The following is a 20,881-nucleotide window of genomic DNA, read 5'->3' on the forward strand; positions in this document are numbered from 1 at the left end:
ATTTTAGTCCAGGCCCATCAATTTCAAGAGGTCAAGGGGGGAATAAATCTCTGCATCCGCGCCCCACCTCTTCGGGGAGGCGCCCGAGCCAAGATAGCCGTACATGGCCACCACGGTTTTCATGCCTGCGGCTTGCCCTGCTTGAATATCTCTTTCGTCGTCACCGACGTAAATGCACTCGTGCGGCTCCAGCCCCAGGCGCCGTGCAGCCTCCCACAAAGGCTCTGGGTGAGGCTTGGAATACGCAGTGGTGTCTCCACTGACGATGGCCCCCGCGTTGGCGAAAAGCGCCACGCGCTGGGCGATGAGCGAGGTAAAACGCTCCACTTTATTGGTCACCACACCCCATTTCAACGGACGATGCTCAAGAGTAGCCACCAATTCCTGGATGCCAGGAAACAATGCCGTTTGATCGTGGATGCATTGCTCGTAGTTGGTGAAAAACTCTTCCCTCAAGCCGGGAAAGTCCGGATGGTCCGGCGTGATACCGAATGCCACCGACAACATACCCCTCGCGCCCGCGCCAGCCAGGGGGCGATAGGCCTCCAGCGGCAGCGAAGGGAGCCCGCGGACGGACCGCAACTGGTCCGCAGCAAAGCCCAGGTCAGGCGCACTGTCGATCAAGGTGCCATCTAGGTCGAACAACACCCCGCGCACCGCCGTGAAAGACAACTCGCTCATGCAGTGGGCCGCCTGGTAGCGAACAGGTAATTCACATCGGTGTCCCCGCTCAGCCAATAGCGGCCGGTTACGGGGTTGTACTGCATGCCGCGCGTATGCAACACATCAAGGCCCGCCTGGCGGCATGCGGATGCCAGCTCACTGGGGCGGATGAATTTGGCGTACTCGTGCGTTCCCTGGGGCAGCATCTTGAGCAGGTATTCCGCCCCCACGATCGCCAACGCAAAGGACTTCGCATTCCGGTTGATCGTAGAGAAGAACACCCATCCGCCTGGCTTGACTAGGCGCGCGCATGCGGCCACAACCGACTGGGGATCGGGCACATGCTCCAGCATCTCCATGCAGGTGACCGTGTCGAACGACCCAGGACACTCGTTTGCCAACTCTTCGACGCTGATCTCCCGGTACTGTACGCGCGGCGTTTCCGCCTCCAGGGCATGAAGCCGCGCCACGCGCAATGCCTTGGACGCCAGGTCGATCCCCGTGACCTCTGCCCCCTTGCGGGCCATGGAGTCCGACAGAATTCCCCCGCCGCAGCCCACGTCGAGAACCTTGCGCCCTTCCAGAGGCGAGAGTTGATTGATCCAATCCAGCCGCAACGGATTGATTTGGTGCAGCGGACGGAATTCGCTGTCGGGGTCCCACCAGCGATGGGCCAGTTCCGAAAACTTGGCCAACTCAGCGGGATCGGCGTTTACAGAAACAGTCATGTTTTCATTGTCCCATCTGCAACGAGCAAGGCATAAAAAAAGCCCCGTTGCCGGGGCTTTTTTGTGACCGATGGATCGATCAGTTGGCGCGGGTACCAACCACTTCGATTTCCACACGGCGGTTCTTGGCGCGACCTTCCTTGGTCTTGTTGTCCGCCACGGGCTGCTTTTCGCCCTTCCCTTCGGTGTAGACGCGGTTCTTTTCGATGCCCTTGGACACCAAGTAAGCCTTCACGGCTTCAGCGCGACGCACGGACAGCTTCTGGTTGTAGGCGTCGGTACCGATGGAGTCGGTGTGACCCACGGCAATGATCACTTCCAGGTTGATGCCCTTGACCTTGGAAACCAGGTCGTCCAACTTGGCCTTGCCTTCGGGCTTGAGGACGGACTTGTCGAAGTCGAAGAAAGCGTCGGCTGCATAGGTCACCTTGCTAGCGATAGCAGGTGCGGGGGCAGGAGCGGCAGGAGCTGCGGCTGCAGGAGCGGGTGCAGCTGCGGGAGCAGGAGCAGCAGCCTTCACCAGAGCGCCGTCGCAACCTTCAGCAGCGGTTGCGGGGGTCCAGTTGGCGTCGCGCCAGCACAGTTCATTCGTGCCGTTCTTCCAGACCAGCTCGCCCGAGCCGTTTTGCCAGTTATCGATGACCTTACCGCCGTCTGCCGCCTTCACTTGAGCAACAGCCGAGGTAGCAAGCACAGCAGAGGCCAACAACATCGCCACTTTGTTCAGTTTCTTCATGGTTCTCCTCTTGGGGAAAAAGCCGCAGCCGCGCTGCGAATCAGGGACGTCGTCAGTGACCATCACCAAAAACGTTGAAATGATTGTGCCATACGTAACAAGGCCGGGGCTGCTTTGACGAGGTGCAAACCGTAGGACAAAAGCGCAATCCCAGGGATGTGTTGCTCAGCTACTACAGGGCGTTGCACCTAAAATGGCCGCTTCCTGCCGCCACCCCTCCGTCGACATGACCCAGTTTGCCAAAGAAACCCTGCCCATCAGTCTCGAAGAGGAGATGCGGCGCAGTTACCTGGATTACGCGATGAGCGTGATCGTCGGGCGCGCCCTGCCCGACGCGCGGGATGGCCTGAAGCCTGTGCACCGGCGCGTGCTGTTTGCCATGCACGAGCTCAACAACGATTGGAACCGGCCTTATAAGAAGTCCGCCCGTATCGTCGGTGACGTGATCGGTAAGTACCACCCCCACGGCGACAGCGCGGTATACGACACGATCGTGCGCATGGCGCAAGACTTTTCTCTGCGCCACATGCTGGTGGACGGCCAGGGCAACTTCGGCTCGGTGGACGGCGACAGCGCCGCGGCAATGCGCTATACCGAAATCCGCCTGTCAAAAATAGCGCACGAGATGCTGGCGGACATCGACAAGGAAACGGTCGATTTCGGCCCGAACTACGACGGCAGCGAGAAGGAACCGCTGGTGCTGCCGAGCAAGCTGCCCAACCTGCTGGTCAACGGATCGGCCGGCATCGCGGTGGGTATGGCAACCAACATCCCGCCGCACAACCTCAATGAGGTGGTGGATGCCTGTTTGCACCTGCTGCGCCAGCCTGACGCGACGGTGGACGAACTCATGGAGATCATCCCCGCGCCCGACTTCCCCACGGCCGGCATCATCTACGGCATCAACGGGGTCAAGGAAGGCTACCGCACGGGCCGCGGCAAGGTGGTGATGCGCGCCAAGTGCCACTTCGAGGACATCGACAAGGGCCAGCGCCAGGCCATCATCGTTGACGAGCTGCCCTACCAGGTCAACAAGAAGACGCTACAGGAGCGCATGGCCGAGCTGGTGCACGAGAAGAAGCTCGAAGGCATCAGCCACATCCAGGACGAATCGGACAAGTCCGGCATGCGCCTGGTGATCGAACTCAAGCGCGGCGAAGTACCCGAGGTGGTGCTCAACAACCTGTACAAGCAGACCCAGCTGCAAGACACCTTTGGCATGAACATGGTGGCGCTGGTGGATGGCCAGCCCAAGCTGTGCAACCTGAAGGACCTGATCGAGGTCTTCCTGCAGCACCGCCGTGAAGTGGTCACGCGCCGCACGGTGTTCGAGCTGCGCAAGGCCCGCGAGCGCGGCCACGTGCTGGAAGGCCTGGCCGTGGCGCTGGCCAACATCGACGAGTTCATCCGCATCATCCGTGAGTCGCCCACGCCGCCCGTGGCCAAGGCCGAACTGATGGCGCGCTCCTGGGACAGCCAGTTGGTGCGCGAGATGCTCACGCGCACGCGTGCCGATGGCGGCGTGGTCAACGCGGATGACTACCGTCCCGAAGGGCTGGAACGCGAGTTCGGCATGCAGGAAGGCGGCCTGTACCGCCTGTCGGACACGCAGGCCCAGGAAATCCTGCAGATGCGCCTGCAGCGCCTGACGGGCCTGGAGCAGGACAAGATCGTGGCCGAGTACAAGGACGTCATGTCGGTCATCGAGGACCTGCTGGACATCCTGGCCAAGCCCGCGCGCGTGTCCACGATCATCGGCGAAGAGCTTTCCACGCTGCGCCAGGAGTTCGGCCAGTCCAAGGTGGGTGCGCGCCGCAGCACCATCGAGCACAGTGCCCAGGACCTGTCCACCGAGGACCTGATCACGCCCACCGACATGGTGGTCACGCTGTCGCACACCGGCTATATCAAGAGCCAGCCACTGTCCGAATACCGCGCGCAAAAGCGCGGCGGGCGCGGCAAGCAGGCGGCGGCGACCAAGGAAGACGACTGGATCGACCAGCTCTTCATTGCCAATACGCACGACTACATCTTGTGCTTCTCCAACCGCGGCCGGCTGTACTGGCTCAAGGTGTGGGAAGTGCCCTCCGGCTCGCGCAACTCGCGCGGGCGCCCCATCGTCAACATGTTCCCGCTGGCCGAGGGCGAAAAAATCAACGTCGTGCTGCCCCTGACGGGCGGCATGCGCACCTTCCCCGCCGACCACTATGTGTTCATGGCGACCAGCATGGGCACGGTGAAGAAGACCGCACTGGACGAGTTCAGCAACCCCCGCAAGGGCGGCATCATCGCGGTGAATCTGGATGATGGCGACTACCTGATCGGCGCGGCGCTGACCGACGGCCAGCACGACGTGATGCTGTTCTCCGACGGCGGCAAGGCCGTGCGCTTCGATGAGAACGACGTGCGTCCGCTGGGCCGCCAGGCGCGCGGCGTGCGCGGCATGATGCTGGAGGACGGCCAGAGCGTGATCGCCATGCTGGTGGCTGAGGATGAGAACCAGAGCGTGCTCACCGCCACCGAGAACGGCTACGGCAAGCGCACGAGCATCGTCGAGTACACCCGCCATGGGCGCGGCACCAAGGGCATGATCGCCATCCAGCAAAGCGAGCGCAACGGCAAGGTCGTGGCCGCCACGCTGGTGCATGCCGACGACGAGATCATGCTGATCACCGATACCGGCGTGCTGGTGCGCACCCGCGTGTCCGAGATCCGCGAACTGGGCCGCGCCACGCAGGGCGTGACGCTGATCTCGCTGGACGAAGGCGCCAAGCTCAGCGGACTGCAGCGCATCGTGGAGAACGACGCGAACGCCGCCGATCTCGATGCAGCCGACGCCCCGCCGCCTGCTGACGCCTGAAACCGCTTCCGAAACGATAGCTGCTAGCGCTTGACTGACAAGCGCTGGCAGCACATTTGACCCATGACCATGAATCGCCCTTACAACTTCTCGGCCGGTCCGGCCGCCATCCCTGAGGAAGTGCTGCAGCAGGCCGCCGCCGAGATGCTGGACTGGCACGGCAGCGGCATGGGCGTGATGGAGATGAGTCACCGCGGCAAGGAGTTCATCGCGATCTACGAGCAGGCCGAAGCCGACCTGCGCGAGCTGCTGGCGGTGCCACCAGAGTTCAAGATCCTGTTCATGCAGGGCGGTGGCCTGGCGGAGAACGCCATCGTGCCGCTGAACCTCTCGCGCGCAGCCACCGTGGACTTCGTGGTCACCGGCAGCTGGAGCCAGAAGTCGCGCAAGGAAGCGGCCAAATACGCCGCCGAGGTGCGCACCGCGGCCTCCGGCGAGGATGGCCAGTTCACCACCCTGCCCGACCCGGCCGGCTGGCAGCTGAGCCGCGGCGCCAGCTACGTGCACATCTGCAGCAACGAGACCATCCACGGCGTGGAATTCCAGGAGCTGCCCGACCTGCGCGCCCTGGGCAGCGATGCGCCACTGGTGATCGATTTCTCCTCTCACGTGGCGTCGCGCCCCGTCGACTGGAGCCGCGTGGGTCTGGCCTTCGGCGGCGCGCAGAAGAATCTGGGCCCGGCAGGCCTGACGCTGGTGGTGGTGCGCGAGGACCTGCTGGGCCACGCCCTGCCCGCCTGCCCCAGCGCCTTCGATTACAAGATCGTGGCCGAGAACCACTCCATGTTCAACACGCCCCCCACCTGGGGCATCTACATGGCCGGCCTCACCTTCCAGTGGCTCAAGCGTCAGCGCGAGGGCGCGGCCAGCGGCGTGGCCGCGATGGAGCAGCGCAACATCGCCAAGGCGCGGCTGCTGTACGACTTCATCGACCAGTCGCAGTTCTACGTGAACAAGGTGGCGGCCAACTGCCGCTCGCGCATGAACATCCCCTTCTTCCTGCGCGATGAGTCGCGCAACGACGCCTTCCTGGCCGGCGCCAAGGAGCGCGGCCTGCTGCAGCTCAAGGGCCACAAGTCCGTGGGCGGCATGCGCGCCAGCATCTACAACGCCATGCCTCTGGCGGGCGTGCAGGCGCTGGTGGACTATCTGCAGGACTTCGAACGCACCGCTGCCTGAAGCCACGGCACGGCCCTTTCATAAAAATGTGAGCTGTTCGCGCTTGATTTATCTGGGTTTGAGATAGTTTCTCCACTCAAACACAGAACAGACAAGCGCGGACAGCTATCAAATCCATGGCAGACAACGCTTCAAGCCCCACACCCCAGGCCAGCCCCGCGCTGGCCGATCTGCGCGTGCAGATCGATTCGCTGGACCACCAGCTGCTGCAGCTTCTCAACCAGCGCGCCCGCGTGGCCGAGCAGGTGGGCGAGCTGAAGAAGCGCGAGGGCACGCCCTACTTCCGCCCCGACCGCGTCGCCCAGGTAATCGAGAAGATCACCAACGCCAACCCCGGCCCGCTCAAGGGCGCACACGTGTCCGCCATCTGGCGCGAGATCATGTCGGCCTGCCTGGCGCTGGAATCGCCCCAGCGCGTGGCCGTGCTGGGCCCCGAGGGCACGTTCTGCGAGCAGGCAGCCATCGAGTACTTCGGCGGCGCGGCCGACCTGATGTACTGCAACAGCTTCGACGAGGTGTTTCACGCCACGGCCGCGGGCAGCGCGCAGTACGGCGTGGTGGGCGTGGAGAACTCCAACGAGGGCGTGGTCACGCGCTCGCTGGACATGTTCCTGCACACCCCCTGCCATGTGGTCGGCGAGGTCAGCCTGCTGGTGCGCCACAACCTGCTGCGCTCCACCAACAGCGCCGAGCACATCGAGGCCGTGTTGGCCCATCCCCAGGCGCTGGCACAGTGCCAGGGCTGGCTGTCCAAGCACCTGCCCCACGCCGAGCGCCGGCCCGTGTCCAGCAATGCCGAAGGCGCACGCCTGGCCGCCACCAACCCGGCGTGGGCCGGCATCTCCAGCGAGCGCGCCGCGCAGCAGTTCGGCCTGCATGTGGTGGCCCACGCCATCCAGGACGACGCCTACAACCGCACGCGCTTTGCCGTGATCTGCCTGCCGCACACGCTGGCCACGCCCGCGCCCACGGGGCGGGACTGCACCAGCCTCATCATCTCGGTGCCCAACCGCCCCGGCGCGGTGCACGACCTGCTGGTGCCCTTGAAGAAGCACGGCGTGTCCATGACGCGCTTTGAATCCCGCCCCGCGCGCACAGGACAGTGGGAGTACTACTTCTACATCGACATCGAAGGCCACCCCGCCCAGCCCAACGTGGCCGCCGCGCTGGCCGAGCTGCAGCAGCTGTGCGCCTTCTACAAGGTGCTGGGCACCTACCCCGTTCCGGCGTGAGGGGGCAGCATGTTTGAACAACTGGGACTGATCGGCTGCGGCCTCATGGGCGGCTCCTTCGCCCTGGCATTGAAGAAGGCGGGGCTGGTCAAGCGCGTCGTGGGCTACAGCAAGTCGCCCTCCACCACCGATCGGGCGCGCCAGCTCGGCGTGATCGACGTTGAGGCGCCCTCCGCGCTGCTGGCCGCCGCGGGTGCCGACATCGTGCTGCTGGCCGTTCCCGTGGCCGCGACCGAATCCACCCTGAAGGCCATCAAGCACCTGGTCACGCCGCAGATGCTGCTCATGGACGTGGGCTCCACCAAGGCCGACGTGGTGCAGGCCGCGCGCCGCGCGTTGCGTGACCAGATCGGCTCGTTCGTGCCGGCGCACCCGATCACGGGGCGCGAGGTGTCGGGCGTGGAACATGCCGACGTCGACCTGTACACCGGCCGCCAGGTGATCCTGACCCCCACCGAACGCACCCTCACCGCCCAGCTGCACCGCGCGGAGGAAGTGTGGCGCGCCCTGGGCTGCCACGTGAGCAGCATGTCACCCGAAGCACACGACGCCAGCTTCGCGGCCGTGAGCCATCTGCCGCACATGCTCGCGTTCGCCATGATCTCGGGCATCACCGCGCAGCCCAACGCGGACGAACTGCTCGCGCTGGCCGGACCCGGCTTTCGCGACTTCACCCGCATCGCCGCCAGCGATCCCAAGATGTGGCGTGACATCCTGCGCGCCAACCGCGACGAGGTGCTGGCCCAGTCGCGCGTGTTCAAGCAGGCACTGCAGACGCTGGAGGAGGCCATGCAGGCCGACAACGACCAGGCGCTGGAAGACCTCATCACGCTCGCCAGTCACACCCGCGCGCACTGGCGCATGGGCGCGCCCCGCAAGCACAAGGACCACTGATGTTCTCCACCGCGTTCCTCGACCTGCCGCCCCTGGCCAGCGTGCAGGGCAGCGTGCAGCTGCCGGGCTCCAAGAGCATCTCCAACCGCGTGCTGCTGCTGGCCGCGTTGAGCCAGGGCACGACCGAGGTGCGCGACCTGCTGGCCTCCGACGACACGCGCGTGATGCTGGATGCGTTGCGCCAGCTCGGCTGCACGGTCGACGAAGCCGGTGGCGGCACCGTGCGCATCACGGGTTTGGGATCGTCCACGCCGCCCTCGCCCACGCAGCTCTTCATGGGCAACGCCGGCACGGCCATGCGCCCGCTCACCGCGGCACTCGCGCTGCTGGGCGGCGAGTACGAACTGTCCGGCGTGCCGCGCATGCACGAGCGTCCCATTGGCGACCTGGTGGACGCCCTGCGCCAACTCGGCTGCCGCATCGACTACCTGGGCAACGAAGGCTTTCCACCGCTGCGCATCGCCCACGCGGGCGGCCTGCCGCCGCTGCAGCTGCAGGCGCCGATCCGCGTGCGCGGCGACGTGTCCAGCCAGTTCCTCACCGCGCTGCTGATGGCGCTGCCGCTGGTGGCCCGGCAGCAGGACGTGGTGATCGAAGTCGTGGGCGAGCTGATCTCCAAGCCCTACATCCACATCACGCTGGAGCTGCTGGCGCGCTTTGGCATCGCCGTGCGGCATGAGCAGTGGCAGCGCTTCACCATTCCCGCGGGCAGCCGCTACCAATCGCCGGGGCTGATCCATGTGGAGGCGGATGCATCATCTGCTAGCTATTTCATAGCTTCTGGCGCAATCGCCGCGGGCGCTAACGGCCAAAATGGCATCAAGATCCTGGGCGTCGGACTGGACTCGATCCAGGGCGACATCCGCTTCGTCGAGGCGGCGCAGGCCATGGGCGCACGCGTCACCGGCGGCCCCAATTGGCTGGAGGTGGCCCGCGACACATGGCCGCTCAAGTCGATCGACCTGGACTGCAATCACATCCCCGATGCAGCGATGACCCTCGCCGTCATGGCGCTGTATGCGCGGGGCACGACCGTATTGCGCAACATCGCAAGCTGGCGCGTCAAGGAAACCGACCGCATCGCCGCCATGACCTGCGAGCTGCGCAAGCTGGGCGCCACGGTGGAGGAAGGCGCGGACTACCTGTGCGTCACGCCACCCGCCCAGTCCGGCGACTGGCGCGCCGCCAGCATCCACACCTACGACGACCACCGCGTGGCCATGTGCTTTTCGCTGGCGGCCTTCAACCCGGCCGGGCTGCCCGTGCGCATCGAAGACCCCAAGTGCGTCGCCAAGACCTTCCCGGATTACTTCGAGGCCCTGTTCCAGGTGGCGCAGACCGACGCGGACCGCATCCCAGTGATCTGCATCGACGGCCCGACGGCCTCGGGCAAGGGCACGGTGGCCGCTGCCGTGGCGCGTGCGCTGGGCTACCACTTCCTGGATTCAGGGGCGCTGTACCGCGTCACCGCCCTCGCGGCGACCCGTGCGGGCCTGGAGATCAGCCCCGACAACGAGCCGCGCATCGCCGAACTGGCGCGGCAACTGCCCGTGCGCTTCGCGGGCGACCGCATCTGGCTGGGCGAGGAAGACGTTACCGACGCCATCCGCACCGAGCAGGCCGGCATGAACGCCTCGCGCGTGTCGGCGCTGCCGGCCGTGCGCGGCGCCCTGGTCGCGCTGCAGCATGGCTTTCGCCGCCTGCCGGGCCTGGTGGCCGACGGGCGCGACATGGGCACGGTGATCTTCCCGCAGGCACCGCTCAAGGTCTTCCTTACGGCCAGCGCCGCCTGCCGGGCCGAGCGCCGCTATAAGCAGTTGATTTCCAAGGGAATTTCGGCTAATATCGCCGACCTTCGCGCAGACTTGGAAGCGCGGGACGCGCGGGACGCAAACCGCAGTGCCTCGCCCCTGAAGCCCGCGCAGGACGCCCTGGTACTGGACAACTCCGAGCACACGATCGACGAGGCCGTGATGCAGGTGATTGACTGGTGGCAGGCTCGCCAGCCGTTCGGCGCGTAAGCGCTGGCGGCCGGTACATGGCCCACACGGCTCCCGCCGCGCCCTGACTGCGCACTGGCCGTGTGGTTCTTACAACCTCAACCCCGCGGTGTGATGCCGCACAACCTCCGCAGGCAGTCTTAGAAACGAAGGCAATGGTGCCGTCGGAAACCTGCATGCGGGCAAGGAACTACATGTCTGAATCTTTTGCCGCCCTTTTTGAAGAGTCGTTGACACGCACCGAAATGCGTCCCGGCGAAGTCATCACCGCTGAAGTCGTGCGCGTGGAGCACAACTTCGTCGTGGTGAACGCTGGCCTGAAGTCGGAAGCCTATGTGCCGATCGACGAATTCAAGAACGACCAGGGCGAGATCGAAGTCCAAGTGGGTGACTTCGTGTCCGTGGCCATCGGCTCGATCGAAAACGGCTACGGCGACACCATCCTGTCGCGCGACACCGCCAAGCGTCTGGCCTCCTGGCTGTCGCTGGAGAAGGCGCTGGAATCCGGCGAATTCGTGACCGGCACGACCTCCGGCAAGGTCAAGGGCGGCCTGACGGTGCTGGTCAACGGCATCCGCGCCTTCCTGCCCGGTTCGCTGATCGACACCCGTCCCGTCAAGGACCTGACTCCGTACGAAAACAAGACCCTGGAGTTCAAGGTCATCAAGCTGGACCGCAAGCGCAACAACGTGGTGCTGAGCCGCCGCGCCGTGGTGGAAGCATCCATGGGCGAAGAGCGCGCCAAGCTGATGGAAACCCTGAAGGAAGGCGCCATCGTCAACGGCGTGGTCAAGAACATCACCGAATACGGTGCGTTCGTGGACCTGGGCGGCATCGACGGCCTGCTGCACATCACCGACATGGCATGGCGCCGCGTGCGCCACCCCTCCGAGGTGGTCACCGCCGGCCAGGAAATCACGGCCAAGATCCTCAAGTTCGACACCGAGAAGAACCGCGTCTCGCTGGGCCTCAAGCAAATGGGCGACGACCCGTGGCTGGGCGTATCGCGCCGCTACCCCTCGGGCACGCGCCTGTTCGGCAAGGTCACGAACATCGCCGACTACGGTGCGTTCGTCGAGCTGGAGCCCGGCATCGAAGGCCTGGTGCACGTCTCCGAAATGGACTGGACCAACAAGAACGTGGCTCCTTCCAAGCTCGTGTCGCTGGGTGACGAAGTCGAAGTCATGGTCCTGGAGATCGACGAAGACAAGCGCCGCATCAGCCTGGGCATGAAGCAGTGCAAGGCCAACCCCTGGCAAGAATTCGCGCAGGACACCAAGCGCGGCGACCGCGTCAAGGGCCCGATCAAGTCGATCACCGACTTCGGCGTGTTCGTGGGCCTGGCTGCCGGCATCGACGGCCTGGTGCACCTGTCCGACCTGTCCTGGAACGAGCCCGGCGAATCCGCCGTGCGCAACTACAAGAAGGGCCAGGAAGTCGAGGCGATCGTGCTGGCCGTGGACGTGGACCGCGAGCGTATCTCCCTGGGCATCAAGCAGCTCGACGGCGACCCGTTCACCACCTTCGTGACGGTGAACGACAAGGGCCAGACGGTGACCGGCAAGGTCAAGACCGTGGACGCCCGTGGCGCCGAGATCGATCTGGGCGAAGACATCGTGGGCTACCTGCGCGCTTCGGAAATCTCCCGCGACCGCGTGGAAGATGCCCGCAACGTGCTGAAGGAAGGCGACGAGGTCACGGCCGTGGTGGTGAACGTGGATCGCAAGACCCGCAACATCCAGCTGTCCATCAAGCAAAAGGACATGGTTGACCAGCAGGAAGCCATGGCGCACCTGTCGGCCCAGTCCGCGAAGGAAAACGCCGGTACCACCAGCCTGGGCGCCCTGCTGCGCGCCAAGCTGGACAACTCCGACAAGTAATCCGTCGCGGCCTGCCCTGCAGGCGCCGGTGTGCCTCCACCTGCGGGTGGCGGCACACCACACACAGCGGGCGCTCTGGTAGCGCCCGCTGTCACATCAACCTCTGCCCGAATGCCGTCCCATGACCCGATCTGACCTCGTCGAAGAACTGGCTGCCCGCTTTGGGCAGCTCACCCAGCGCGACGCCGAATACGCCGTCAAGACCATTCTGGACGCCGTGAGCGATGCACTGGTGCGCGGGCACCGCATCGAGATCCGCGGCTTTGGCAGCTTCTCGGTCAACCGCCGCCCCCCGCGCATGGGCCGCAATCCGCGCAGCGGCGAGGCGGTGCATATCCCCGAAAAGCGCGTTCCCCACTTCAAGCCCGGCAAGGCCCTGCGCGAAACTGTGGACCAGCGCACCGCTGAACTGCAGGGCGTGCAGGCGCAATAAAACCATAGCTGTTCACGCTTGCTGGGCAGGCGCTAGAGCCGTTTTCGGCTTGAGGCCAACGGATGGCCTGCCGCTCAGGCCGCTACGCTGCCCGTAGAATCTCGCCACCACTGGGGAGATGCATGAAATACCTCCTGTGGCTGCTCAAGGCAGCCATTTTTTTTACCCTGTTCGCGTTCGCGCTGAACAACCAGCAGGACGCCACGGTGTACTTTTTCTTCGGCACGCAGTGGACGGCACCGGCCGTGCTGATCGTGCTGACGGCCTTCGCGCTTGGCGTGGCCGTAGGCGTGCTGGGCATGGTGCCGCGCTGGTGGCGCCACCGCAGCGCCGCGCGCCGCGCGCACCAGGCCTTGCCGCACCCCGCCGCGCCCGCCCCCGCGTCCTCTGCCGCATCTCCGGCGGCGGTCGACCCCGCCCTGCCGCAGCCACCCGTCCATGGAATTTGACCTGAGCTGGATCTTCCTGGGGCTGCCGCTGGCCTTCGGGCTGGGGTGGTTCGCCTCGCGTTTCGACCTGCGGCAGATGCGCGAGGAGAACCGCCGCGCACCCAAGGCTTACTTCAAGGGCCTGAACTACCTTCTCAACGAGCAGCAAGACCAGGCCATCGACGCCTTCATCGAGGCGGTGCAAAACGACCCCGACACCACCGAACTGCACTTCGCCCTGGGCAACCTGTTTCGCCGCCGCGGCGAGTACAACCGCGCCGTGCGGGTGCACGAGCACCTGCTGTCGCGCGGCGACCTGAGCCGCGCCGACCGCGAGCGCGCGCAGCATGCGCTGGCGCTGGACTTCCTCAAGGCAGGCCTGCTCGACCGCGCGGAAGACGCACTGCGCCGCCTGGAGGGCAGCGCCTTCGAGGGCCAGGCACGCATGGCCCTGCTGGCCATTTACGAGCGTTCGCGCGACTGGCCACAGGCGTCGGACATTGCACGGCGCATGCACGATGCGCAGCAGGGCGACTTCAGCACCCGGCTGGCGCACTACCTGTGCGAGCAGGCGCTGGCGCTGGCAGCCCATGGCAAACTGCCCGCCGCCCAGGCGCTGCTGGAGCAGGCCCTGGCCACGGCGCCCCAGGCGCCGCGCGCGCGCATCGAGCTGGCGCGGCTGCAGCAGCGCCAGGGCCAGCCCGAAGCGGCCTTCGACACCCTGCAAGCGCTCGCCCAGGCCGCACCCGCCGCGCTGCCGCTGGCCGCACCGCTGCTGGTGGAGACCGCCACCGCCACGGGACAAGCGCCGCAGGCCCAGGCGCTGCTGCAGCACCACTACGAGGACATGCCATCCCTGGATCTGCTGGAAGCCGTGGTGGCGCTGGAGGCTGCCAACGCGAACACTGCGGCCGTTGGGCGCGAGTGGTACGTGCGCCACCTGGAGCGCGAGCCCTCCCTGGTCGCCGCGACGAAGTGGCTGGCAGGCGAGACGCTGACCCATGAGCAGTTCCACCCGCAGATCCAGCGCGCGCTGGAGCAGGCGGCAAAGCCGCTCACGCGCTACCGCTGCGCAGCCTGCGGGTTCGAGGCACGCCAGCACTTCTGGCAATGCCCGGGCTGCCAGACCTGGGACAGTTATCCGGCACGGCGCGTCGAGGAGCTGTAGCCGTGCGCATGCCCCCGGCCCTGCGGCATGCGAGCGTAGCGCTCGTGCTGCTGCATGCCGCCGTCGCGCTGGCCGGCGTGGACGTGAACCACGCACGCGAAGCGGACCTGGATGGCGTCAGGGGCATTGGGCCGGCAATGTCGTCGCGCATCCTGGCAGAGCGGGCACGCGGGCCCTTCCAGGACTGGAGCGACCTGATCGCACGCGTGAAGGGCATCGGCCCCGCGGCCGCCGCCCGGCTGTCGGCGCAGGGGCTCACCGTCAATGGCGCCGCCTATCCAACCGTAGCAACGCCCGCGGGCGCGCCTGCAGCCTCCAGCGCGGGGGCCGGCGACAGCCCCTTCTCACGCTGACACACACCGGTAGCCGCGCGCCATAACGCGCTGGACGGCAGCGTAATCGCCGCCACTTGCTCGGGTTTTCATAGCACGCGGGAAAGGGCGACGCCCTAGAATCAGACGCAGATGCCTCTGACCCTCCTCATTCTTCTTCCCTTTGTGGGCAGCTTGCTGGCGGCCGTGCTGCCCGCAAATGCGCGCAATACCGAGTCCACGCTCGCGGGCCTGGTCGCGCTGTTTTGCACGGTGCAAACGGCGCTGTACTTCCCCCAGATCGCCGAAGCGGGCGTGTTGCGCGAGGAGATCACCTGGTTGCCTGCCCTGGGCCTGAACCTGGTCATCCGCATGGACGGGTTCGCCTGGATGTTCAGCATGCTGGTGTTCGGCATCGGTACGCTGGTGGTGCTGTATGCGCGCTACTACATGTCGCCGGCGGACCCGGTGCCGCGCTTTTTCTCGTTCTTTCTGGCTTTCATGGGCGCCATGGCCGGCGTGGTGCTGTCGGGCAACATCATCCAGCTGGTGTTCTTCTGGGAACTCACCAGCCTGTTCTCGTTCCTGCTCATCGGCTACTGGCACCACCGTGAAGACGCCCGCCGGGGCGCGCGCATGGCCCTCACCGTGACGGGCGCGGGCGGACTGTGCCTGCTGGCAGGCATGCTGGTGCTGGGCCACATCGTGGGCAGTTATGACCTGGACCGCGTGCTGGGCGCAGCCGAGCTGGTGCGCGACCACCCCATGTACCTCACGGCGCTGGTACTGGTGCTGCTGGGGGCGTTCACCAAGAGTGCGCAGTTTCCGTTCCACTTCTGGCTGCCCAACGCCATGGCTGCGCCCACGCCCGTGTCGTCGTACCTGCACTCGGCCACCATGGTGAAGGCGGGCGTCTTCCTGCTGGCACGGCTGTGGCCCGTCATGGGCGGCACCGAGCCGTGGTTCTGGCTGGTGGGCGGCGCGGGCCTGGCCACGCTGCTCATCGGCGGCTACGCGGCCATGTTTCAGAACGACCTCAAGGGCCTGCTGGCGTATTCCACGATCTCGCACCTGGGCCTGATCACGCTGCTGCTGGGCCTCAACAGCCCTCTGGCCGCCGTGGCCGCCGTGTTCCACATCATGAACCACGCCACGTTCAAGGCGTCGCTGTTCATGGCCGCGGGCATCATCGACCACGAAAGCGGCACGCGGGACATACGGCGCCTCTCGGGCCTGCGGCGCATGATGCCCGTCACCGCCACGCTGGCCACGGTCGCCAGCGCCGCCATGGCGGGCGTGCCGCTGCTCAACGGCTTCCTGTCCAAGGAGATGTTCTTCGCGGAGACGGTGTTCTTCGACGCTGCGCCGGCCGTGGCCCAGATACTGCCGATCGCGGCCACCGTCGCGGGCATGTTCAGCGTGGCCTATTCGCTGCGCTTCATCGTCGATGTGTTCTGGGGCCCCCCCGCCACCGATCTGCCGCATGAGCCCCATGAGCCGCCGCACTGGATGCGCGTGCCGGTGGAGCTGCTGGTCTGCGCCTGCCTGGTGGTGGGCGTGCTGCCCGCGTGGTCGATCGGCCAGTACCTGAATGCCGCGGCGCTGCCGGTGGTGGGGGGCGAACTGCCGGCCTTCAGCCTGGCGGTCTGGCACGGCTTCAACACGCCCTTCATGATGAGCCTGGTGGCACTGGTCGGCGGCACCGCCCTGTACATGGTGTTGCGCTGGGAGCGCAAGCAAGGCCGCATCAACGCCGCCCCACTGATGCACCGCGTCAGCGGACGCGGCGTGTTCGAGGCAGTGCTGGTGCAGATCACGCGCTGGGGGCACAGCGGGCGGCGCCTGCTGTCCACGCGCCGCCTGCAGTGGCAGATGCTGTGGCTGGTGCTCGTCACGCTCGTGGGCGCCGCCATGCCGCTGTACACGCGCGGCTTGCAGCTGGGAGACCGGGGCACGCTGCCGCTGTCGCCCGCTTTCGTGCTGATCTGGGCGTTGGGCATGGTCTGCGCCGTGGCCTCGGCCTGGCAGGCCAAGTACCACCGCCTGGCCGCGCTGACCCTCATGGGCGGTGCAGGGCTGTGCGTCTGCATCACCTTCCTGTGGTTCTCTGCGCCCGATCTCGCACTCACCCAGCTGGCCGTGGAACTGGTCACCACCATCCTGATCCTGCTGGGCCTGCGCTGGCTGCCCAAGCGCGACGAAAGCCTGCCCGCCTCGCCCGCCAGCGCCGCGCTGGCGCGCACGCGGCGCGTGCGCGACCTGTTGCTGGCCGTCGCCGCGGGCGGCGGCATGGCGTGGCTGGCATTTGCCATGATGAGCCGGCCCTTCGCGCAGAGCACCTCCACGTTCTTCCTGGAGCGCGCCCTCACCGAGGGCGGCGGCACCAACGTGGTCAACGTCATGCTGGTGGACTTCCGCGGGTTCGACACGTTCGGCGAGATCGTGGTGCTGGGCATCGTGGCGCTCACGGTGTATGCGCTGTTGCGGCGCTTTCGCCCCGCGGTGGAGACCATGGACCTGCCCGAGCAGCAGCGCTACCTGCCGGCCGATCTACAGACCGACCTGCTGAACCCGCGCAACGCCACCGACACGGCCGTCGGTTACCTGATGGTGCCCGCGGTGCTGGTGCGGCTGCTGCTGCCGTTCTCGGCCCTGGTGGCCTTCTACCTCTTCATGCGCGGGCACAACCAGCCGGGCGGCGGCTTCGTGGCGGGCCTGGTGTTCTCGGTGGGGCTGGTGCTGCAGTACATCATTTCGGGCACATCGTGGGTCGAGGCGCACCTGCCCCTGTATCCGCGGCGCTGGATTGCCTCCGGCCTGCTGCTGGCGCTGGGCACCGGACTGGGCGCCGTGGCGCTGGGCTATCCGTTCCTTACCAGCCACACCGCGCACCTGCACCTGCCGCTGATCGGGGACCTCCACGTGGCCAGCGCCATGTTCTTCGACATGGGCGTCTTCGCGCTCGTCGTCGGCTCCACGCTGCTCATCCTCACTGCCATCGCCCACCAGTCGGTGCGCAGCCACCGTTACCACGCCCGTCTCATGGAAGAAGAACAACAAGCGGCCAGCGAGCAAGCAGCCGTCCCGGCCACACAAGGAGTCGTCTGATGGAAATCGTGCTGGCTCTGTCCATCGGCGTGCTCACGGGCTCGGGCGTCTGGCTGCTGCTGCGCCCCCGCACCTTCCAGGTCATCATGGGCCTGTCGCTGCTGTCGTATGCCGTGAATCTGTTCATCTTCAGCATGGGTCGCCTGGGCCTGGCCGTGGGCAAGGAGCCCGTGCTCGTGCCCGGCGTGCCGCAGGATCTGCAGCATTACGCGGACCCCATGCCCCAGGCGCTGGTGCTCACCGCCATCGTGATCGGATTTGCCATGACCGCACTGTTCCTCGTCGTGCTGCTGGCTTCGCGGGGCATGTCGGGCACCGACCACGTGGACGGCTCGCACTCGCGTGAAACGCAGGAGATGCCATGAGCCGCATCGCGGAGCTGACCTCCCTGCTCATGCCGCACCTGATGCTGGCGCCCATCGGGCTGCCGATGCTCACGGCCGCTTTGCTGCTCACCATGAAGGAAGAGCAGCAGCGCCTGAAGCTGGGCCTGAACATCCTGTCCACCCTGCTCGGGCTGCTGGTGGCCTTGGCGCTGCTGCTGTGGTCGCACGAATCCGGAGCGCCCGCGACCATGGGTGTGTACCTGCCGGGCAACTGGCCGGCGCCGTTCGGCATCGTGCTGGTGCTGGACCGGCTCTCGGCCATGATGCTGCTGCTGACGGGCTTCGTGGCGCTGTGCTCCATTGTGTTCGCCGGTGCGCGCTGGCACCGCGCCGGCGTGCACTACCACACGCTGTTCCAGTTGCAGCTCATGGGGCTGGGGGGCGCCTTCCTCACGGGCGACCTGTTCAACCTGTTCGTCTTCTTCGAGATCCTGCTGGCAGCCTCGTACGGCCTGCTGCTGCACGGCGCCGGCCGCACGCGCGTGCAGGCCGGCCTGCACTACATCGCCATCAACCTGGCGGCGTCCTCGCTGTTCCTGATCGGCGCGTCCATGCTGTACGGCATCACGGGCACGCTCAACATGGCCGACCTGGCGCAGGCCATCCCGCAGGTGTCGGCCGCCGACCGGGGGTTGCTGCACTCGGCGGCCGCCATCCTGGCCACGGCGTTTCTCATCAAGGCGGCTGTGTGGCCTCTGAACTTCTGGCTGGTGCCGGCCTACAGCGCGGCCACGGCGCCCGTGGGTGCGCTGTTCGCCCTGATGACCAAGGTGGGCATCTACACGCTGCTGCGCCTGTGGACGCTGATGTTCAGCAGCGAGGCTGGTCCCTCCTCCCTGTTCGGCAGCCTGTGGCTGATCGGCGGTGGCATGGTCACCATGGCCTTCGGCGCCATCGGCATGATGGCCTCGCAGCGCCTCACCCACCTGGCCGGTCATGCGGCCGTGCTGTCGTCGGGCACGCTGCTGGCGGCAGCAGGCTTCGGGCAGAACGCGCTCACTGCCGGGCTGCTGTACTACCTGCCCAGCTCCACGCTGGCCGTGAGCGCGCTGTTCCTGCTGGCCGACCTGATCGACCGCTGGCGCAACGATGGCGCGTCGCTGGCGCCTTACGAACTGGACGACGTGGCCCCCTTCCTCACCCCCGAGCTGATGCCCACCACCGGCCTGAACCTGGACGAGGACGAGGAAGTGCTGGTCGGCCGCGTCATCCCCGCCGCGGCCGCGTTTCTGGGTCTGGCCTATATGGCCTGCACGCTGGTGATTGCGGGCCTACCGCCGCTGTCCGGCTTCATCGGCAAGTTCGCGATGCTGACGGCGCTGGTAAACCCGCTGGGGCTCGGCTCTTCGGCCGGCACACAGCCCGGCCTGCCGGGCTGGACGTTGATCGCGCTGATGATCGCCACGGGTCTGCTGGCGCTGTTGGCGCTCACGCGCTCGGGCATACGCCACTTCTGGGCCGCGCACGACCGCCCCACGCCCCAGTTGCGCGTGATGGAGGGGCTACCCATCGCCATACTGCTGGGGGCCTGCGTGGCGCTCACCCTGCAGGCCAACGGCGTGATGCGTTTCACCGAGGCAACGGCCAACGGGCTGCATGCGCCGGGCACGTATGTACGCGCCGTGATGACGGCCGCGCCCATTCCCGGCCCCACCACGACGCCGACGCCTGAGCGCGCGGAAAGCTCTGCCACCACGAAGGCCGCACCATGATGAAGAAGCTGCTGCCCGCCCCGCTGGTCTCCCTGGGTTTGTTTGTGATGTGGCTGCTGCTCAACCACACCACCAGCATCGGCCATGTCCTGCTGGCACTGGTACTCGCATGGGGCCTGCCGGTGCTGTTCAGCGAATTGCGCCCGCAGAAGGTGCGCGTGCGCCACCTCGGCACGATCATCCGGCTGTGCTTCACGGTGATGGTGGACACCACGCGGTCCAACCTTGCCGTGCTGCGCTTTCTGCTGCTGCCGTCACAGCGCCGCCACCCGCCGGACTTCGTCAAGATTCCGCTGGAACTGCGCGACCCCAACGCCCTCGCCGTACTGGCCATGATCGTGTGCATAACCCCTGGCACCTCCTGGGCCGAGCTGTCGTTGGACCGCAGCCTGCTGATGCTGCATGTGCTGGAGGTGGGCGATGCGCAGGCCATCATCGACCACGTCAAGGCGAGCTACGAGCGCCCGCTGATGGAGATTTTCGAATGACCGGTTCCGTACTGTCCTGGGCGCTGCCCATCGCCATGTTCCTGCTGGCCGCGGCCATGGTGCTGTGCCTGGTGCGCCTGCTCAAGGGCCCCGCCGCGCAGGACCGCGTGCTGGCGCTGGACTGCATGTACCTCAACGGCATGCTGCTCATGCTGGTACTGGGCATCTACTACGGCAGCACCAACTACTTCGAGGCCGCCATGCTGATCGCGCTGCTGGGCTTCGTCAGCTCCACGGCCATGGCCAAGTTCCTCTTGCGCGGCGAGGTGATCGAATGAGCGACGCACTGCCGCTGTGGCTGGACATCGTGCTGTCCGCGCTGGTGCTGTGCGGCGCGGCCATCGCGTTCATGGGGTCACTGGGGCTGCTGCGCCTGGCCACCTACTTCGAGCGCGTGCACGCACCGTCCATCATCGCCACCATGGGCTGCTGGTGCATCATGCATGCCACCCTGGTGTACTTCTCCGTGACGGGCAACGGCCTGGCGCTGCATGCGCTGCTGATTGCCCTGTTCATCGCCATCACCGTGCCCGTGACCAACATCTTCCTGATGCGCGCCGCGCTGTTTCGCGCGCGCCGCGCGGGCGAGAAGGTGCCGCCCAGCCTCAGCCGCGTGGCGGACAGCAGCACGCTCGACTCGTGATTTGCTATTGAAAATATAGCTACTAGCGCCTG

19 protein-coding genes are annotated in these 20,881 nt (G+C 66.3%); 16 read left to right on the plus strand and 3 right to left on the minus strand.

Annotated elements, in window-relative coordinates; all coding sequences use genetic code 11:
• Nucleotides 1-3: 3 nt before the first annotated feature.
• The 3 genes from I3K84_RS05900 to ompA all read right to left on the minus strand — a co-directional run bounded on the left by I3K84_RS05900 (nucleotide 4) and on the right by ompA (nucleotide 2,127).
• Nucleotides 4-681, minus strand: coding sequence for an HAD family hydrolase (locus I3K84_RS05900; RefSeq protein WP_135149736.1), 678 nt, complete (start codon nucleotides 679-681; stop codon nucleotides 4-6).
• Entirely contained in the window at nucleotides 678-1,391 is a 714-nt protein-coding gene (gene ubiG, locus I3K84_RS05905; protein ID WP_172206662.1) for a bifunctional 2-polyprenyl-6-hydroxyphenol methylase/3-demethylubiquinol 3-O-methyltransferase UbiG, read from the minus strand. The genes I3K84_RS05900 and ubiG overlap by 4 nt, the downstream gene beginning before the upstream one ends.
• A 79-nt stretch (nucleotides 1,392-1,470) precedes the next feature.
• Entirely contained in the window at nucleotides 1,471-2,127 is a 657-nt protein-coding gene (gene ompA, locus I3K84_RS05910) for an outer membrane protein OmpA (protein ID WP_011805663.1), read from the minus strand.
• 226 nt (nucleotides 2,128-2,353) lie between these two features.
• On the opposite strand from ompA, the gene gyrA reads away from it, so the two are divergent.
• From gyrA to I3K84_RS05990, 16 genes are all read left to right on the plus strand, one after another.
• Nucleotides 2,354-4,987 (plus strand): DNA gyrase subunit A, encoded by a 2,634-nt coding sequence (gene gyrA / locus I3K84_RS05915; RefSeq protein ID WP_123676470.1) that lies wholly within the window; start codon nucleotides 2,354-2,356, stop codon nucleotides 4,985-4,987.
• Between the two features lie 69 nt (nucleotides 4,988-5,056).
• Nucleotides 5,057-6,166 carry a 3-phosphoserine/phosphohydroxythreonine transaminase gene (gene serC, locus I3K84_RS05920; protein WP_135149741.1) on the plus strand — a complete coding sequence of 370 codons (1,110 nt, stop codon included), beginning with the start codon at nucleotides 5,057-5,059 and terminating at the stop codon, nucleotides 6,164-6,166.
• 116 nt (nucleotides 6,167-6,282) lie between these two features.
• Nucleotides 6,283-7,398, plus strand: coding sequence for a prephenate dehydratase (gene pheA / locus I3K84_RS05925; RefSeq protein WP_011805666.1), 1,116 nt, complete (start codon nucleotides 6,283-6,285; stop codon nucleotides 7,396-7,398).
• Between the two features lie 9 nt (nucleotides 7,399-7,407).
• The gene (locus tag I3K84_RS05930) at nucleotides 7,408-8,292 is read left to right on the plus strand and encodes a prephenate dehydrogenase/arogenate dehydrogenase family protein (protein WP_011805667.1); all 885 of its coding nucleotides are present in this window, start codon (nucleotides 7,408-7,410) and stop codon (nucleotides 8,290-8,292) included.
• Nucleotides 8,292-10,313: a bifunctional 3-phosphoshikimate 1-carboxyvinyltransferase/cytidylate kinase gene (locus I3K84_RS05935; protein WP_196995702.1), complete on the plus strand. Its 2,022-nt coding sequence runs from the start codon at nucleotides 8,292-8,294 to the stop codon at nucleotides 10,311-10,313. Before I3K84_RS05930 ends, I3K84_RS05935 begins: the two co-directional genes overlap by 1 nt.
• A gap of 155 nt (nucleotides 10,314-10,468) precedes the next feature.
• Nucleotides 10,469-12,172 (plus strand): 30S ribosomal protein S1, encoded by a 1,704-nt coding sequence (rpsA, locus tag I3K84_RS05940; protein WP_094766865.1) that lies wholly within the window; start codon nucleotides 10,469-10,471, stop codon nucleotides 12,170-12,172.
• A 121-nt stretch (nucleotides 12,173-12,293) separates the two neighbouring features.
• Entirely contained in the window at nucleotides 12,294-12,605 is a 312-nt protein-coding gene (locus I3K84_RS05945) for an integration host factor subunit beta (RefSeq protein WP_011805670.1), read from the plus strand.
• 122 nt (nucleotides 12,606-12,727) lie between these two features.
• Complete coding sequence (locus I3K84_RS05950) at nucleotides 12,728-13,054, plus strand: lipopolysaccharide assembly LapA domain-containing protein (RefSeq protein WP_196995703.1); 327 nt, start codon at nucleotides 12,728-12,730, stop codon at nucleotides 13,052-13,054.
• On the plus strand, nucleotides 13,044-14,201 hold the full coding sequence (lapB, locus tag I3K84_RS05955) for a lipopolysaccharide assembly protein LapB (RefSeq protein ID WP_172206658.1): 1,158 nt from the start codon (nucleotides 13,044-13,046) through the stop codon (nucleotides 14,199-14,201). Before I3K84_RS05950 ends, lapB begins: the two co-directional genes overlap by 11 nt.
• A gap of 8 nt (nucleotides 14,202-14,209) precedes the next feature.
• A complete protein-coding gene (locus I3K84_RS05960; protein WP_011805673.1) occupies nucleotides 14,210-14,554 on the plus strand; it encodes a helix-hairpin-helix domain-containing protein in 345 nt (114 codons plus the stop codon).
• A gap of 111 nt (nucleotides 14,555-14,665) precedes the next feature.
• The gene (locus I3K84_RS05965) at nucleotides 14,666-17,620 is read left to right on the plus strand and encodes a monovalent cation/H+ antiporter subunit A (protein ID WP_172206657.1); all 2,955 of its coding nucleotides are present in this window, start codon (nucleotides 14,666-14,668) and stop codon (nucleotides 17,618-17,620) included.
• Nucleotides 17,620-17,985, plus strand: coding sequence for a Na+/H+ antiporter subunit C (locus I3K84_RS05970; protein ID WP_047349161.1), 366 nt, complete (start codon nucleotides 17,620-17,622; stop codon nucleotides 17,983-17,985). The genes I3K84_RS05965 and I3K84_RS05970 overlap by 1 nt, the downstream gene beginning before the upstream one ends.
• Nucleotides 17,982-19,718: a monovalent cation/H+ antiporter subunit D gene (locus tag I3K84_RS05975; protein ID WP_196995704.1), complete on the plus strand. Its 1,737-nt coding sequence runs from the start codon at nucleotides 17,982-17,984 to the stop codon at nucleotides 19,716-19,718. Before I3K84_RS05970 ends, I3K84_RS05975 begins: the two co-directional genes overlap by 4 nt.
• Nucleotides 19,715-20,206, plus strand: coding sequence for a Na+/H+ antiporter subunit E (locus I3K84_RS05980; RefSeq protein WP_047349163.1), 492 nt, complete (start codon nucleotides 19,715-19,717; stop codon nucleotides 20,204-20,206). Before I3K84_RS05975 ends, I3K84_RS05980 begins: the two co-directional genes overlap by 4 nt.
• On the plus strand, nucleotides 20,203-20,484 hold the full coding sequence (locus I3K84_RS05985; protein ID WP_011805678.1) for a K+/H+ antiporter subunit F: 282 nt from the start codon (nucleotides 20,203-20,205) through the stop codon (nucleotides 20,482-20,484). Before I3K84_RS05980 ends, I3K84_RS05985 begins: the two co-directional genes overlap by 4 nt.
• Nucleotides 20,481-20,849 (plus strand): monovalent cation/H(+) antiporter subunit G, encoded by a 369-nt coding sequence (locus tag I3K84_RS05990; protein ID WP_011805679.1) that lies wholly within the window; start codon nucleotides 20,481-20,483, stop codon nucleotides 20,847-20,849. Before I3K84_RS05985 ends, I3K84_RS05990 begins: the two co-directional genes overlap by 4 nt.
• Nucleotides 20,850-20,881 lie beyond the last annotated feature (32 nt).

The sequence above is a fragment of the Diaphorobacter sp. JS3051 genome, assembly GCF_015832135.1.
Taxonomy (GTDB): domain Bacteria; phylum Pseudomonadota; class Gammaproteobacteria; order Burkholderiales; family Burkholderiaceae_C; genus Diaphorobacter; species Diaphorobacter nitroreducens.